Origin of the sequence: Flavobacterium sp. GCM10023249 (genome assembly GCF_042653365.1) — a bacterium.
In the GTDB taxonomy this organism is placed as follows: Bacteria; Bacteroidota; Bacteroidia; order Flavobacteriales; family Flavobacteriaceae; genus Flavobacterium.
Window position 1 is genome coordinate 806,112 of record NZ_JBHSHZ010000006.1, and the last position, 15,010, is coordinate 821,121.

Genomic DNA, 15,010 nt, shown 5'->3' on the forward strand with positions numbered 1-15,010 from the left:
AAGCAAGTCTAAAAATCTAAGCAGTCTAAGTAGTCTAAAAATCCAAGTAGTCTAAAACAAATTCTTTTTCTTAAACAAAAACGCCCCAACCATAGCCAAAAATCCAGATACCAATACGATAATTAGCAATCCGTTCGGGTTGTTTTCCAATGCATTCGGTACATTCATCCCGTAAATACTTGCAATTAATGTCGGAATCATCAAAATAATCGAGATCGAAGTCAAACGCTTCATAATCACATTCAAATTGTTCGAAATCACAGAGGCATATGCATCCATCATCCCTGATAAGATGTTGCTGTAAATGGTAGACATCTCTTGTGCCTGCTTCAACTCAATATCTACATCTTCTAAAAGGTCTTCATCAAAGGAGTCTTTTTCGGATTTGACGTTTTTAATCTTATGAAATAAAATATCGTTGCCTTTGATTGAAGTGATAAAATACACCAAACATTTCTCCAACTCCAACAAGGCTTGTAGCTCCTCGTTTTTAATCGATTTCTCTAAGTTGTCTTCCGCTAATTTGATGCGCTGATTGATTTGCTTTAAGTATTTCAAATACCAAATACTCGATGATAACAATAGTTTCAATACCAAATCATAATGGTTGCGTACCACCAAATGCTTGCGTTGGGTATACACTACAAAATCATCCAAGACTTCGGTTTTGTAAAAACAAACCGACACAAAACAGTTGTCTTTGAAAATAAGACCTAATGGAACGGTGGTAAAGGGTAATTTCGAATCGGTATTCTTATACGGAATGCGCATAATAATCAAATGCCACCCATTTTCTTCCTCAATACGGGGTCTTTCATCAACGTCTTCAATATCATTGTAAAACGCTTCAGGAATTCCTAAAGTGTCCAATAAAAAGGCTTTGTCGTTCTCGGTAGGGTTTTCTACGGCAATCCAGCAGTTGTCGTTTAGGTTCTCAGTACTGTCTAATCCTGAAACACCATTGCGGTAAAAGTTTCTCATGCTTAGGGCTGTTGTTTGACGAACAAAGCACTGGCATGGCTTTGCTCTAAATTAATTGTATTTCCTCTGGGAGTCGTCCATTGTAAATTATGAATAGCAAAATTTGGCGCAAATGTAGGTTTTCTTAAACGGAGAAAACTTAAAATTGACTTAATTTTTATGGAATAATGAAATTGGTTCTGAAATCATGATCCAAGCCAACAAACTATGCCTCGGAAGTAGTCAAGTACGCCTCGCTCGAACAAAATATGGCGCGGAAGAGATGAAGTAAGGCTTGGGAAAAGCAAAGTAAGCTTTGGGTTGAGCAAAGTAAGGCTTGGGAAAGACGAAGTAAGGCTTGGGAAAAGCAAAGTAAGGCTTGGGAAAAGCAAAGTAAGGCTTAGGAAAGACAAAGTAAGGCTTGGGAAAGACGAAGTAAGGCTTGGGAAAGACGAAGTAGACCTCGGGAAGAGTGAAGTAAGTCTTGGGTGAAAAAAAATTGCTGTCCCATGCAACCATTTTGTAAGAAAATACGTCTTTGTTGATAGAGGTAATAATCTAATAACAAACACTATGACTATTAAACAAGAAGAAATCGTTCCGTTAGCAGACATGCTAATCGCAAGCTTTGAAAGAGATCAAGCAATTTTTCAAACAGAAAATGTAGGGTACTCACTACCGTTCTTACAAGAATTCAAGGCACAAACCGAATTGGTTCGCCAACTTGAAAGGGCTGACACTCTTCTCATCCAACAAAAAATGACCACACGGGAATTGTACCAATTGGCCGATGAGTTGTACCAACCGCTAAAGGTTTTCGGAATCGTGGTGAACAAATCGGGTTTACCCACTAACATTGTTCAGGAAACCATCTTCAATTTAAAGAAACGAAATATTGAAGGGGCGCTGGTGAACTTAAAAGCACTCAATCAGGTGGTAAACGAAAATGCAGAGTTGTTAACCGGTAAAGCAATGAAATCCAATTTCCCCGATTTGCTGGAAACCAAATTCGAAGAAATTACAATCAAAAGTAATCTGCAAAGTAAAATCATGCAGCAACGACAACTACGAACCAATACAAATGTCGAAAGCTATAACAAACTGTACAATGACTATATTCTTGATGTTTGCAAAATGGGGAAAATACTCTTTTATAAGAGTCCAAAAGTAAAAGAGTATACCATAAGCAATCTGGTAAAAAAACTTCGAGTTGCACCTGTCGCCAATAAAAGAAGTACTATAGCCTAAAAGTAAACTCCCGAATTGTCGGGAGTTTTTTTATTACGCCATTCAAATTTGTAACTTTGGAAAGATCAAAATCAATCACTTTGAAACCACAAGACGTTACTATACTACACATCGACAGCAATCATCCTTTACTTTGGAACCAATTGCAGGAAGCCGGATTCAACAACGAAGAAGATTTTTCTTCCTCTAAAGAAGAGGTGGAAGCTAAAATAGCCCACTACCACGGTATCGTAATTCGAAGCCGATTTAAAATAGACCAAACGTTTTTGGATAAGGCAACCAATCTGCAATTCATCGCAAGGGTAGGGGCCGGACTCGAAAGTATCGATTGCGACTACGCCGAAAGTAAAGGTATTCATCTGATCGCCGCGCCGGAAGGCAACCGAAACGCGGTGGGAGAACATGCTCTTGGAATGCTACTGTCCTTACTCAATAAACTGAATAAAGCGGATAAGGAAGTCCGCTCCGGACAATGGAACCGCGAAAGCAATCGCGGTCATGAACTCGACGGGAAAACGGTGGGTATCATCGGCTACGGGAACATGGGAAAATCTTTCGCCAAAAAACTACGCGGATTCGATGTCGATGTCTTGTGCTACGATATTCTAGACAATGTAGGCGATGAAAATGCCAAACAAGTCACTTTACAGGAATTCCAACAAAAAGTGGAAGTACTCAGCTTGCACACGCCCTGGACACCCGAAACGGATAAAATGATCAATACCGAATTCATTAACGGTTTCCACAAACCGTTCTGGTTCATCAATACGGCTCGAGGCAATAGCGTGGTTACTGCCGATTTGGTTCAAGCACTACAATCAGGAAAAATACTTGGCGCCGGACTCGATGTACTGGAATACGAAAAACTTTCTTTCGAAACCTTGTTTGATGAAACAAAACCCGAAGCATTTGACTTTTTGCTAAAAGCAACCAATGTGCTGCTTACGCCTCATATCGCCGGATGGACATTCGAAAGCAAGGAAAAACTCGCACAGACTATTGTTGATAAAATAGTTAAAATCTATTCCTGACGGAAGGGTTTGATATACAGTGTTGTAAGGAATATTTTACTACATTTAGCACTACTAAAAAACTAAACAATGAATAAAGCTTCGTATTATTTGGTGCTGGCCATAGGGGTATTGTCGGTACTGAGTTTCTTTCCGCACGCTTTCTTGGGGATGAAAGACGTGATGGAATACATTGAAAAAGGGGTAATACAGGAACCTGCTGCCAACGGCATGCGAATGATTTGGTTGTATTCGTCGATTATGATGCTACTCTCCGGATTGAATTTACTTATTCTCGCAAGTCATATTCTCATCGGAAGCCACAAAGCAAGAGTGCAAGTATTAATTTTAGGCATCGGATTGGTTATCTTCGGATTAGGTTGTACCTACATCTCCGGAAAAATAGACGCCATGTCGGTTTTTACCTTCGAAGGAATAGTGTTAATAATGGCGACTACTATATTGTACAAAAAGGCACACCACCTTCATGATGTAGAACCTCACCGGGTGTGAAAATAAAAGTGAAAATTTTCGTATAAATTTTTATATTGCACACCCATTAAAAAGGAATAAAATTAAATCAAAAAAGGAAGTAGTTGTTGAAATGAATGTGTTCGATTGGTATAAGGAAGTAGTGTTTAATAACTATGCAAATTTTAATGGTAGAGCCAGAAGAAAAGAGTATTGGTACTTTACCTTGGTTCATGTTTCAATCATGATTCTAGTGGTTCTTATTGGTGGAGTTTTGTCTGGTGGAAAGGAACCTAATGGTTTTTTTGTCGCACTACTTGGTGTATATTTATTACTAACTTTTATACCTAGTGTAGCGGTGACTATCCGTCGCCTTCATGATGTAAACGTGAGTGGATGGTTTTATTTGATAAATATAATCCCATATGTAGGAGCCTTTATACTGTTTGTCTTTGCCTGTACCAATGGTATAACTGGAACGAATAGGTATGGTCCTGATCCCAAAAAACCGATAGATGAAATCGACGAAATAGGACAAGAACAATAATACATAATGAATAATGGAGGTACCGAAAATCCAAAACAGAGTAGGAATTAACTAACTAAAACAAAATGTTATGATTCAATGGTTTAAAAAAGTAGTTTTTGAAAACTATGCTAATTTCAAAGGAAGAGCAAGAAGAAGTGAGTATTGGTATTTCTTTTTGACTCAATTTCTTATCACAATAGTATGTTATATTTTGTTCGGTGTATTTGCTGCAATGGATAACTTAGGAGTGGGAATGATTTTTTATGCAATTGCAATGTTATTCTCTTTGGCAACAATGATTCCTGGATTAGCTGTTGGTGTAAGAAGAATGCACGATGTAGGTAAAAGCGGTTGGTTCTTGTTAGTGCCAATTTACAGCTTGATTTTAGCGCTTACTGAAGGTGAAAAAGGAGCGAATGCTTGGGGAGAAGATCCAAAAGCGGTTCTAAATGAAGTAAACGAAATCGGAAACGAATAATCAAATAAATAATAAACAATAATTAATAACTAATGGAAACATCAAGACCAACAGAAGAGTGGAATAACCCAACGCCACAAGCACCACAAGAAAACAAAAAAGTATTAGCGGGTGTAATGGGGATTTTATTCGGAGGATTCGGAGTGCATAAATTTATTTTAGGATACACAAACGAAGGATTAATTCAAATCGGAATTACAGTTGTAACGTGTGGAGCAGGTAGTATTTTAGGATTCATCGAAGGAATCATCTACTTGACCAAATCAGACGATGAATTTTACCAAACGTACCAAGCCAACAAAAAAGCATGGTTCTAATAGAAAAGGTATTAAAAAAAGCCGGGGATTATTCCTCGGCTTTTTTAGTTGTATTTTGTTGTTCTTTTTGCTCTTCTAGTTTGCGTTCCAATTCAGCTTGAAACTCTTCCATAACCGGCTTCACTGTGCTTTCTGGTAAATCCGCAATTCGGATGTACATCAAACCGTCTACCGCATTATTAAACAAAGGATCCACATTGAAAGCTACCACTCGGGCATTCTGCTTGATGTATTTCTTAATCAATACCGGTAAACGTAAATTCCCCGGTTCCACTTCGTCAATAATCTTGTCGAACTTATTCAAATCGGCTTCCGTTTCATTAAAGATGAAATCTTTGTCCGCATCTTTTAACTTCACTCTGAACTCCTTCTTCGGATGCACGTACTGCGCAATATAAGGATCATAATAGTGTGACTTCATGAATTCAATCATCAACGACTTCGAAAAATCGGAAAACTGATTACTGATACTCACACCGCCAATTAAAAACTTATGTTCCGGATAACGTAATGTAGTATGTACGATACCTTTCCATAATAGGAACAAAGGCATCGGTTTTTGCTGGTATTCCGAACGAATGAAAGCACGACCCATTTCAATGGATTTGCTCATCATGTCATACAATTCCGGTTCAAATCGGAACAAGTCCTGAAGATAAAATCCGTTGATACCATACTTTGCATAAATCTGACTACCCAATCCCATACGATACGCTCCAGCAATCTGTTTGCTTTCATCGTCCCATAAAAACATATGGTGGTAGTATTTGTCAAACTTGTCAATATCTATCGATTCATTGGTTCCTTCACCCACTTCTCGGAACGTGATCTCACGCAAACGACCGATTTCATGTAAGATGTTAGGGATTTCATCAGCAGAAGTCAAAAAGACTTCGTAATTCTTACTTTGTAACAAACGGGCATCCTGGTTGCGAAGTTTATCCACTTCGGCAATCATTTTTTCTTGATTGGCTCCGGTAACAATAGTTTTGGCAGGCTTGCTCGGTGCTTTTAAAATAGGAGTCTGCAATAGCTTGGATTCCTTTTCAAAAGCATTCGATAACATGTAGGTTTTTTTACGCAAAAACTCGGCGTATTCTTCAATCGTTTCGTATTCGTTTTGTTCCGCAACTGAAATCGGTTTACCAATACGAACTTTGATTACGCGGTCTTTCTGTGTTAACAACTCAGAAGGTAATTTCGCCGTACGAAGTGTATCGCTAATTTTAGACAAGAAGTAAAACAACTTACTATTTTTAGCATGGAAATAAATGGGAACCACAGGAACCTGTGCCTTACGAATAACTTTGATAGCGCCTTCTTCCCATTGTTTGTCTACTACCAATTTGTCGTCTTTGTAAGTAGAAACTTCTCCGGCAGGGAACATCCCCAACGGTTTGCCATCACTTAAATGACGAAATGTTTCTTTCAATCCAATTACACTCGATTTGGCATCCTTATGATTTTCAAAAGGATTTACCGGCATAATATACGGCTTCAACGGTTCGATACGATGCAATAGGAAATTGGCAATGATCTTGAAGTTAGGTTCTCTTTCCAACATCAATTTCAGTAATAAAATACCGTCAATACCTCCCAGTGGATGGTTGGATATGGTAATATACGCTCCGTCTTTCGGTAAGCGTTTTAAATCTTCTTCCGGAATTTCAAACTTTATCTGGAATTCATCCAAAATAGCATTTAAAAACTCGACGTCTTTAAGATCCTTATTACGGTTGTATATTTTATTTAATGTGGATATTTGAAGTACTTTCATTAACAGCCAACCGGAAAAAGTACCTAAAATTCCGTACTTATCCGTATTAATTGCTTTGGCAACTTCTTTTGCGGTAACTAAACCCATTCAGTCAATCATTTTTAAGCGAATCACAAAGATAGAAAAACTTATGGTAAATTAGGAAAAAGATTTAACATTAGAACTTGTACAAAATAGCAGGTTTTAATTTAAATATTTGGTTTGTAATTAGTTAACATTTAATGGTGGTTTTGGTTTGTTGACGAATGTTTTTTCAATACTTTTGAAAAAATTGAATTGCCAAATTAATGAAAATCATTTCTTACAATGTAAACGGAATAAGAGCGGCCATTACTAAAGGTTTTTTAGATTGGTTGCAAGCTGCAAATCCGGATGTCATCTGCCTACAGGAAATCAAAGCAGTACATGACCAAATTCCCATGATGGATATCGAAATGGCAGGGTATCCTTATCAGTATTATTTTCCTGCCCAAAAAAAAGGATACAGTGGTGTTGCCATTTTGTCTAAAGTGGAACCGAAAAACGTAGTGTACGGAACCGGAATCGAACACATGGACCATGAAGGACGTAACTTGCGTGTGGATTTCGAAGATTTTTCGGTGATGAGTTTGTACCTGCCTTCGGGAACCAATATCGACCGCTTGGATCACAAATTCAAATACATGGATGACTTCCAAGAGTATATCAATACGTTGAAAAAAGAAGTTCCTAATCTTATCATTGGTGGTGATTACAACATTTGTCACGAAGCCATCGATATTCATGATCCGATCAGGAATGCAAAAGTTTCTGGGTTTTTACCAGAAGAACGGGCTTGGCTCGATGCTTTTATGCAATCCGGATTCATTGATAGTTTCCGTCATTTCAACAAAGAACCGCACAACTACAGTTGGTGGTCGTACCGCGCCAATGCTCGTGAAAATAACAAAGGTTGGAGAATCGATTACAATCTGGTTTCCCAACCCATGAAAGACAGAATGAAAAGAGCGTTGATCCTACCCGAAGCCAAACATTCTGACCATTGCCCCATCTTAGTAGAAATTGAATAAATAAATACCACATCATATGATAAAAAGAGTTTCCCTTGGACTATTGGTATTGGCATTAAGCACGTCTTGCGTGTCTAAAAAAATGTATACCGATTTAGAAAATAAGTTCGCCGAACTTAAGAAAGAACGCAACGCGCTTTCTGATGAAAACGAAGGATTGAAAACTTCCAAAACGCAATTGGAAAACGACAATGCAAACCTTAAAAGTGAATTGGAAAAGACAATCGCGGAGAGAAATAAATTGGCTTCTGATTATGCAGCGGCAAGCAATAGCTTAAAAGCATTGAAAGATTCGTACGATGCTTTGGAGAAAAACAGCAGTGAAGCATTAAAAACCAACATGGATAAAAACCGTGATCTTTTGGCTCAACTGGAAGCTAAAGAAAAAGCTTTGGCTGCAGAAAAAGCCCGTTTGGAGAAATTAAGTGCCGATTTGAAAGACCGTTCTGAGCGTGTGAATGAACTGGAAGGTTTGATTGCTGCGAAAGAAGCTTCTCTGAAAAAATTGAAAGAAACACTTTCGAAATCATTAAAAGCTTTTGAAGGTAAAGGATTAACCGTACAACAAAAAGACGGGAAAGTATATGTTTCTATGGAAAATAAATTGCTTTTCGAATCGGGTAGCTGGACTGTTGGTGCCGAAGGTAAAAAAGCGGTTGATTTAGTGGGGAAAGTTTTAGCTGACAATCCTGAAATTGCGGTTTTGATTGAAGGACATACCGACAACGATAAAATTACAGGAACGTTAACTGGTGGTGTTGAAAACAACTGGGATTTGTCTACCAAAAGAGCAACTGCCATTGTAAACATTTTATCAGCAAATGCTAAAGTGAAAAAAGAAAATCTGACAGCAGCAGGTCGTAGCGAATATTCTCCGATTGTGAGCAACGATACTAATGATGGTAAAGCGAAAAACCGTCGTATCGAAATCATTTTGACTCCGAAATTGGACGAATTATCAAAAGCATTAAACGAAATTTAATGACATTATAAATCCATAAAAAAAGGTTCAGTAAAGCTGAACCTTTTTTTTATTTTGTTATTTGAAGTTTTTCATCACCATGTCGATGGTAATCGCACAAGAAACAATAGCTATTTTATTGGTGTCTTCCGCATATTCCGGTACAATAGATGCATGGTATTTATCAGCACGCGTAAAAAACTCTTTCATTACACCACCCCATTTTTTGTTAATGGTTCCAATTTGCTGCTCTTCGGCATTCACAATTTTAAAATCCCACGCTTTCCAGTCGCCTGTAATTTTAGCAATATTCTCTTCCGCTGCATTAGCAATGGTAAAAGTAGGTTTGAATAATTTGAATTTTTGCTTGATAGTACCAATTACTTCATCTTTGGCGTCGGAAATCGTAATTTTACTCATCCAAAATGTCCAGCCTCTATGGATAGTAACCTGTAAGTCATTGTCCATGTTGTACACTTCCAAAGTAAAAGGGAATAAAGCTTTGTTTAAAAACAAGCGTAAAAATTTATGCCATCCTGAAACGTTCTGTTGGATAATACCCACTTGTTCTGCCTCTTTGTTGTATACTTTGTAGGTATTTCCAAATTTGAAATAGTTTACATTTTCATCAATGAAATAATCATTGCTTTCAAAAAATTTAGGGATCATTAAAGATTCTTGTGACATGCTATTTGTTTTTTTTTATTCGGATGCGATATTACAAATTTTTGAAGAAAACCGCTACACTATTTACAGAAATAAGTTGGTAAATCTAATGCCCAAGATTGTATCTTTGCTTTCTGAAATTTTACGACTTTAAATCATTACCATGCGACAAATTATTTTACCCAATACCAATTTAGAAGTTTCAGAAATTTGTTTGGGCACCATGACTTTCGGTAATCAGAATTCGGAGGTAGAAGCACATGCACAAATGGACTATGCTTTCGAAAGAGGTATCAATTTTTTTGATACCGCCGAAATGTATCCTATCGGAGGAAACGAACATATTTTTGGTAGTACAGAACGATACATTGGTTCTTGGTTTAAAAAATCAGGAAAGAGAGATCAAGTGGTTTTAGCTACTAAAATTGCCGGTCCTAATCGAGGTATGGGTTACATTCGTAAACCTTTGGACTTTTCTAAAAAAAGTATTCACGAAGCGGTCGATTTGAGTTTGAAAAATCTGCAAACCGAATATATTGATTTGTATCAGATGCACTGGCCGGAACGTGTGATGAATATGTTTGGAAAACGTGGTGTTTCCGAGTTGGACGAAAAATGGCAGGATAATGTATTGGAAGTCTTAACTGTTTTTGACGGATTAATCAAAGAAGGTAAAATAAAACATATCGGTGTTTCAAACGAAAACCCCTGGGGCGTAATGAAATTCCTAAATGAAAGTGAAAAGCATAATTTACCAAGAATTGCAACCATTCAAAATCCGTTTTCGTTATTAAATCGTTTATTTGAAGTCGGTTTATCTGAAATCTGTATGCGTGAAAATGTAGGATTATTGGCGTATTCACCTTTAGCCTTCGGGTTTTTAACCGGTAAATATTTGAAGGGAACACCTGAGAATTCACGTATGGGAACTTTCCCTCACTTTGTGCGTTATACCAATGAGAATTGCTACAAAGCAACTCAATTGTACCAAGAATTGGCACATGGTTTAGGATTGACATTAACCGAATTGTCTTTGGCTTTTGTGCGTCATCAAAAATTTGTGACTTCTACTATTATCGGTGCAACGAATTTAGATCAATTGGAAGAAAACATCAATGCTTTTGATGTGCGTTTGACCGATGATGTTTTACAACAAATTGAGAAAATTCAGGAAACAATTCCGAATCCGGCGCCATAATTATTCGATAGCCAATTTATGGGTAAGTGTTAATCCGGAATTGGTTTTAATTTTCATAAAATACAAACCTGTTGATAAACGTTCTGTATTCAGTGCGTTAATTGACAGGTTTTCTGTTTTCTGATGTAGAACCAATTTGCCATCTATATCAAATACATCCACAGTGGTTGGAAAACTGGTATCCGATTTCTTGATGAATACGGTTTCTTGAGCTGGATTCGGATAGATCGAAAAATGAGATTTGGTTTGTTCTTCTGTACTTAGTGAACTATCAATTATTTTGTAAATCGTGCCATTTCCAATGGAAGCAACATACAATTCACCGCTTACATCTTCTCCAAAAGTGACAAAATTATTGCCCGAAAAAGTGGAAGAAAAAGTAACAGTATTCAAATTGTCCACGATTCCAATTCTCGCCAGACAGTAATCGGAAAAAAAATACTTGCCTTGAAAATTAGGATATGTTGTGCCACGATACACATAGCCTCCGGTTATCGAACAAGCACCACTGGAATGATTAATAACGGCTACTGGCGACTTCATGGTGGCTTGGGCAGGACACCCCGATGTGTTATAAGCGGTATTGCCTTCATAACAACGCCAACCATAATTGAGTCCGGCTTCGGTTGATGCTGCTTTGTTGATTTCTTCGTAAACATTCTGACCGACATCGGCTATCCACAAATCTCCGGTTTGTTTGTCGAACGAAAACTTCCAAGGATTCCGAAGTCCAATTGCCCAAATTTCATCAGCACCAGCTACTCCAACATAAGGATTATTGGAAGGAATTGAATAAGGACTTCCCGAAATAACATCAATTCGAAGCATTTTGCCTAATAATTCTGTGGTATTTTGTGCTCTGTTTCCAGGATCGCCTCCACTTCCTCCATCGCCCATACCAATATATAAAAAGCCGTCGGGACCAAACGCTAAAGTTCCGCCATTATGATTGCTAAAGGGTTGTGCTATGGTAAGTAGGATTGTGGCACTTGCAGGATTAGCACTGTTCGGGTTTCCTGAATCAACGGTATAACGTGCTACAACGGTAGCTCCATCACTAATTCGGGTGTAATTGACGTAGAAAAAACCATTTGAAGCATAATTGGGGTGGAATGCCATTCCTAAGAGTCCTTGTTCTCCATTGGCATTAGTCAAGGTAGTAATGTTCAGAAAAGAAGTAGGATTCACTGTGCCATTACTGTTAACCACTTTAATGATACCATCTTGTTCGGCAACAAACAGACGGGAATCTCCGCAATTTGCAATGGCGATGGGAGAAGAGAAACCAGTAGCAAATGAGGTCAGTTGCACAACGCCCGATTGCGAATGACAATTCAATTGAAGAACAAATAGCGCGATGAGTTGGAAGATAGTTTTCATTGTGTAGTAGTTTGATTATCATAAATTTATAAAAAAATCCCGACGTTTTTTGTCGGGATAGTATTTATAAGTTTTCAATGATTTTATCTTTAGGATATTTGACCACATAACTGATTCTTATTTTTTTGGTCTCGTTTGGTTTGAGACTAATGTCCCAAGTGAGTATTCCCGTTTCAAGATTGACCTTTGCTCCGTCTTTTTGTACCAATTCAATTTCAATCTCTTTGTCGGAACTTAATGGATATTGATCTTTTAATACCATTTCAATTGCCTCTTTTTTATTGTTTCGAAGGGTTATGTCATAGGTAAACGTTTGTTCTTTTTTAGACGAAAAGAATTTAGTGCCCGATTTGTCTACTACTTTTTCGCGCTTGATTGCTACTTTTTTATCGCGTCCCATACTCAAATTCAAGGTGTCAGATGTTTGCCCCGGATTGATATACGTTTTGCCTACATACATGCCTTCAAAAATAATATTGGCATCGCCTCTTAATAAATTGTATTTACCATATTCGGATATTTCAGCGAGTAGAAATGCTTCTTTATCGGCTTTCGGTGCTGCATAGTATTTATAAGTTGCGGGTATTTTCATTTCTTTCAATGCAACACTGTGTGCTTTACCATTGGATAAAATGTCATAAGGAATATCAATATCAAAAGAAATGTTGAGTTGGTTTTCCACAATGGTGGTATAATTTGAAATGGATTTATCTTCCATCATAGGAGCTGCATCTGCTTCTGCATTTTTAATTGCTACTCCAGCTACTTTTCCTCTCAATTGATTTACAACTTGATTGTTTTTATAACCATAGTCAGGATAACCATAACGCAAAAACCAAGAACTTAAAAGAGGTGCCTGATTATTCTGGTTCGGATTGCCGGAAGACAAAGTTAACTTTACTTTTTTCCAGTCGATTCCCGTATTTTGTACCACTTGGGCTTTGTACATCATGTTGATAGATTCTTTGACACTTTCGACACGTAAATCATAAAATGGAGCCCAACCTGCGTTTTGCGTCAGATATGAAATTTCTAAAGGAACTGGACCAGCCGAAGTATTCATAACCTGCAAAACCAATTTTCCCGAAGACAGTTTTTCTTCCTTATTGGTATCTACTTCCAGTTTATTGTTGAGTTGAGCCAGCAGTTCATTTAGTTTGATTTCTTTTTCTTCCAATGTATTGATGGTATTGCTGATTTCGGTTCTTTTGGATTTATAATAATCGACCATTTTGGTTAATTCGGTCACGCTTAAACCTGAATTCTGTCCAAATACCTGCTGATTTTTATCTAATAATTCGATAGTTTTCTGTTCTGCATTTTTGGTATTGACAATACGCTTGATTTCCTTCTGAACCAACACTATACTGTCTTTGACTTTTTTGATTGCCGGTGAATTTTCATCGATGTCGTATTCTGCAATGTAATCGTTGGTAAACTGTACTGAAAGCACTGTAATATTTGACGGAGCACCAATTTGAACCGAATTTTCATTCAATTGGTTGGCCACATTCTTTATGACAATTTCGCTGGTTCCTGCTGTAAGAGTAACATTCGCAGTTTGTGTGATTTCGGCAGCATTAAAATAGACAGTTGCCGCCTTAATTTTTGCTTGGGTGAAAAATGGTTTTTGAGCCATCATATAACCCGAAGTCAAAAGCAAGAAAAAAGTAAGTAGTTGTTTCATAATGATTTTTTTATACTGATAAGAGTTTCGTTTTGTTAAAAAGGTTGGAAAAAGTAACCGCAAACCTGTAATTTCCAGCCCTATTCAGAAATTAGCAGGTTCGCGGCAATCATCAACCCTTTATTTTTCTACAGTGTATCCTTTTGTTTTGGCAAAGCCTATGATCGAAGTATTAATGGCATTTCCTAAATCGTCCTGCGATTTGGTTTTCTTCATTTCGGTATCAATATAAGCCTGGCGTTTTTTACCCAATTCATTGATTTCGTTTTGAAGTGCTTCACGTTCTTTCGATTTTTTATCCACATATACTTGAATTTCTTCTTTTGATTTGTTTTGTAATTCTTGAGGTAATTCTTCTTTTTTCAATTTGGCTACAACATCTTTGTCTTTTTTCGCTCTGTCTACCAAATCCCAACTTTCGTTTTTATAGGCTGCTTTAGATTTGCTTACCGCCCTTTCGGCATAATTTGCTGAAGAAACTCCTTTGGCATTAGCATCTTGGGTTACTTGATTCATTTTCTTTTCATAGCCCATGCTTCCGTAGCTAATGTATGTATCGTTTATACGAACATTGCATTCTGAAATTCTAACATCATATGGAGTAACAATGTATTGCACGGCCTGATTGGAATCGATATTGAAGTATTTGCCTTTTCCGGCATCAGCACCGTCTTTCCAAAGTGTTTGAATCCCTTCCATTTGATTTCCGCAGAAAATAGTATTCACATAAATGTCGCTGCGTAGAGCATCGCTAATAGCTTCTTTGTAGTTGATTCCGCCTTGATTAAAAGGTTCATTTCCTGCTATGTAGATCAATTTCATATTGTTGTTGTCTCTTCCCCAAGACAATTGTCGGGTAGCATCCGAAATTACTGCGCCACAATATTCTGATCCGCCATTGGTTCGTAGTGAAAATAATTTTTCGGAAATTAAATCCAAATCGGTTGTCAAAGGCGTCACTTGTCTAATGTAATTGGATTGAGCAGAAAGGCCATCATTTCCATATTCATACAAACCAATTTCTATATCGGGCGTTTTTCCATTGTATTTTAAAGTAGTTAAAGTGTTGACAATATTCCACAAGCGCGATTTGGCTTGCTCGATTAAACCATCCATACTATTGGAAGTGTCCAATAATAGAGCCACTTGAATTTTGGTGTTTTCATCTGCTACTTGTGTTGTATTACTATGTTTTGGCTTTGCAGTTGAGGTATTGCAAGCAGCAAATGATATTGATGTAGCTAATAATGCAGTAGTGAATAAGATTGACGTTTTCATG

At 37.4% G+C, this 15,010-nt stretch carries 15 protein-coding genes; 9 read left to right on the plus strand and 6 right to left on the minus strand.

All coding sequences use genetic code 11. From position 1 onward, the window contains the following. Positions 1-51: 51 nt before the first annotated feature. Positions 52-981 (minus strand): magnesium transporter CorA family protein, encoded by a 930-nt coding sequence (locus ACFO7M_RS05105; protein WP_379717432.1) that lies wholly within the window; start codon positions 979-981, stop codon positions 52-54. A gap of 552 nt (positions 982-1,533) precedes the next feature. Between ACFO7M_RS05105 and ACFO7M_RS05110 the strand changes: the two genes are divergently transcribed. The 6 genes from ACFO7M_RS05110 to ACFO7M_RS05135 all read left to right on the plus strand — a co-directional run bounded on the left by ACFO7M_RS05110 (position 1,534) and on the right by ACFO7M_RS05135 (position 5,013). After that, positions 1,534-2,208: a hypothetical protein gene (locus ACFO7M_RS05110; protein ID WP_379734389.1), complete on the plus strand. Its 675-nt coding sequence runs from the start codon at positions 1,534-1,536 to the stop codon at positions 2,206-2,208. Between the two features lie 80 nt (positions 2,209-2,288). Then, complete coding sequence (locus tag ACFO7M_RS05115; protein ID WP_379734391.1) at positions 2,289-3,239, plus strand: 2-hydroxyacid dehydrogenase; 951 nt, start codon at positions 2,289-2,291, stop codon at positions 3,237-3,239. A 69-nt stretch (positions 3,240-3,308) separates the two neighbouring features. Next, positions 3,309-3,731 carry a hypothetical protein gene (locus ACFO7M_RS05120; RefSeq protein ID WP_379734393.1) on the plus strand — a complete coding sequence of 141 codons (423 nt, stop codon included), beginning with the start codon at positions 3,309-3,311 and terminating at the stop codon, positions 3,729-3,731. Between the two features lie 91 nt (positions 3,732-3,822). Continuing rightward, positions 3,823-4,236, plus strand: coding sequence for a DUF805 domain-containing protein (locus ACFO7M_RS05125; protein WP_379734395.1), 414 nt, complete (start codon positions 3,823-3,825; stop codon positions 4,234-4,236). Positions 4,237-4,306: 70 nt separating this feature from the next. Next, positions 4,307-4,696 (plus strand): DUF805 domain-containing protein, encoded by a 390-nt coding sequence (locus ACFO7M_RS05130; RefSeq protein WP_379717418.1) that lies wholly within the window; start codon positions 4,307-4,309, stop codon positions 4,694-4,696. A 32-nt stretch (positions 4,697-4,728) separates the two neighbouring features. Next, the gene (locus ACFO7M_RS05135; RefSeq protein ID WP_379717416.1) at positions 4,729-5,013 is read left to right on the plus strand and encodes a TM2 domain-containing protein; all 285 of its coding nucleotides are present in this window, start codon (positions 4,729-4,731) and stop codon (positions 5,011-5,013) included. A gap of 28 nt (positions 5,014-5,041) precedes the next feature. Here ACFO7M_RS05135 and ACFO7M_RS05140 read toward each other — a convergent pair whose 3' ends face one another. Then, a complete protein-coding gene (locus ACFO7M_RS05140) occupies positions 5,042-6,877 on the minus strand; it encodes a GNAT family N-acyltransferase (protein ID WP_379717414.1) in 1,836 nt (611 codons plus the stop codon). 200 nt (positions 6,878-7,077) lie between these two features. On the opposite strand from ACFO7M_RS05140, the gene ACFO7M_RS05145 reads away from it, so the two are divergent. Next, positions 7,078-7,839, plus strand: coding sequence for an exodeoxyribonuclease III (locus tag ACFO7M_RS05145; RefSeq protein WP_379717412.1), 762 nt, complete (start codon positions 7,078-7,080; stop codon positions 7,837-7,839). 16 nt (positions 7,840-7,855) lie between these two features. Then, positions 7,856-8,821, plus strand: a complete 966-nt coding sequence (locus ACFO7M_RS05150; RefSeq protein WP_379717410.1) for an OmpA family protein — start codon at positions 7,856-7,858, stop codon at positions 8,819-8,821. Positions 8,822-8,878: 57 nt separating this feature from the next. Here ACFO7M_RS05150 and ACFO7M_RS05155 read toward each other — a convergent pair whose 3' ends face one another. Then, on the minus strand, positions 8,879-9,487 hold the full coding sequence (locus ACFO7M_RS05155; RefSeq protein ID WP_379717408.1) for an LURP-one-related/scramblase family protein: 609 nt from the start codon (positions 9,485-9,487) through the stop codon (positions 8,879-8,881). Between the two features lie 142 nt (positions 9,488-9,629). On the opposite strand from ACFO7M_RS05155, the gene ACFO7M_RS05160 reads away from it, so the two are divergent. Continuing rightward, positions 9,630-10,664, plus strand: coding sequence for an aldo/keto reductase (locus tag ACFO7M_RS05160; protein ID WP_379717406.1), 1,035 nt, complete (start codon positions 9,630-9,632; stop codon positions 10,662-10,664). Here the strand turns inward: ACFO7M_RS05160 and ACFO7M_RS05165 are convergent, their stop codons facing one another. The 3 genes from ACFO7M_RS05165 to ACFO7M_RS05175 all read right to left on the minus strand — a co-directional run bounded on the left by ACFO7M_RS05165 (position 10,665) and on the right by ACFO7M_RS05175 (position 15,009). Further along, positions 10,665-12,044 carry a PQQ-dependent sugar dehydrogenase gene (locus tag ACFO7M_RS05165; protein ID WP_379734397.1) on the minus strand — a complete coding sequence of 460 codons (1,380 nt, stop codon included), beginning with the start codon at positions 12,042-12,044 and terminating at the stop codon, positions 10,665-10,667. It abuts the gene before it with no gap. A 64-nt stretch (positions 12,045-12,108) separates the two neighbouring features. Then, positions 12,109-13,731 (minus strand): DUF4139 domain-containing protein, encoded by a 1,623-nt coding sequence (locus ACFO7M_RS05170; protein WP_379734399.1) that lies wholly within the window; start codon positions 13,729-13,731, stop codon positions 12,109-12,111. A gap of 120 nt (positions 13,732-13,851) precedes the next feature. Further along, positions 13,852-15,009, minus strand: a complete 1,158-nt coding sequence (locus ACFO7M_RS05175) for a vWA domain-containing protein (RefSeq protein ID WP_379717400.1) — start codon at positions 15,007-15,009, stop codon at positions 13,852-13,854. Between the last annotated feature and the right edge of the window lies 1 nt (position 15,010).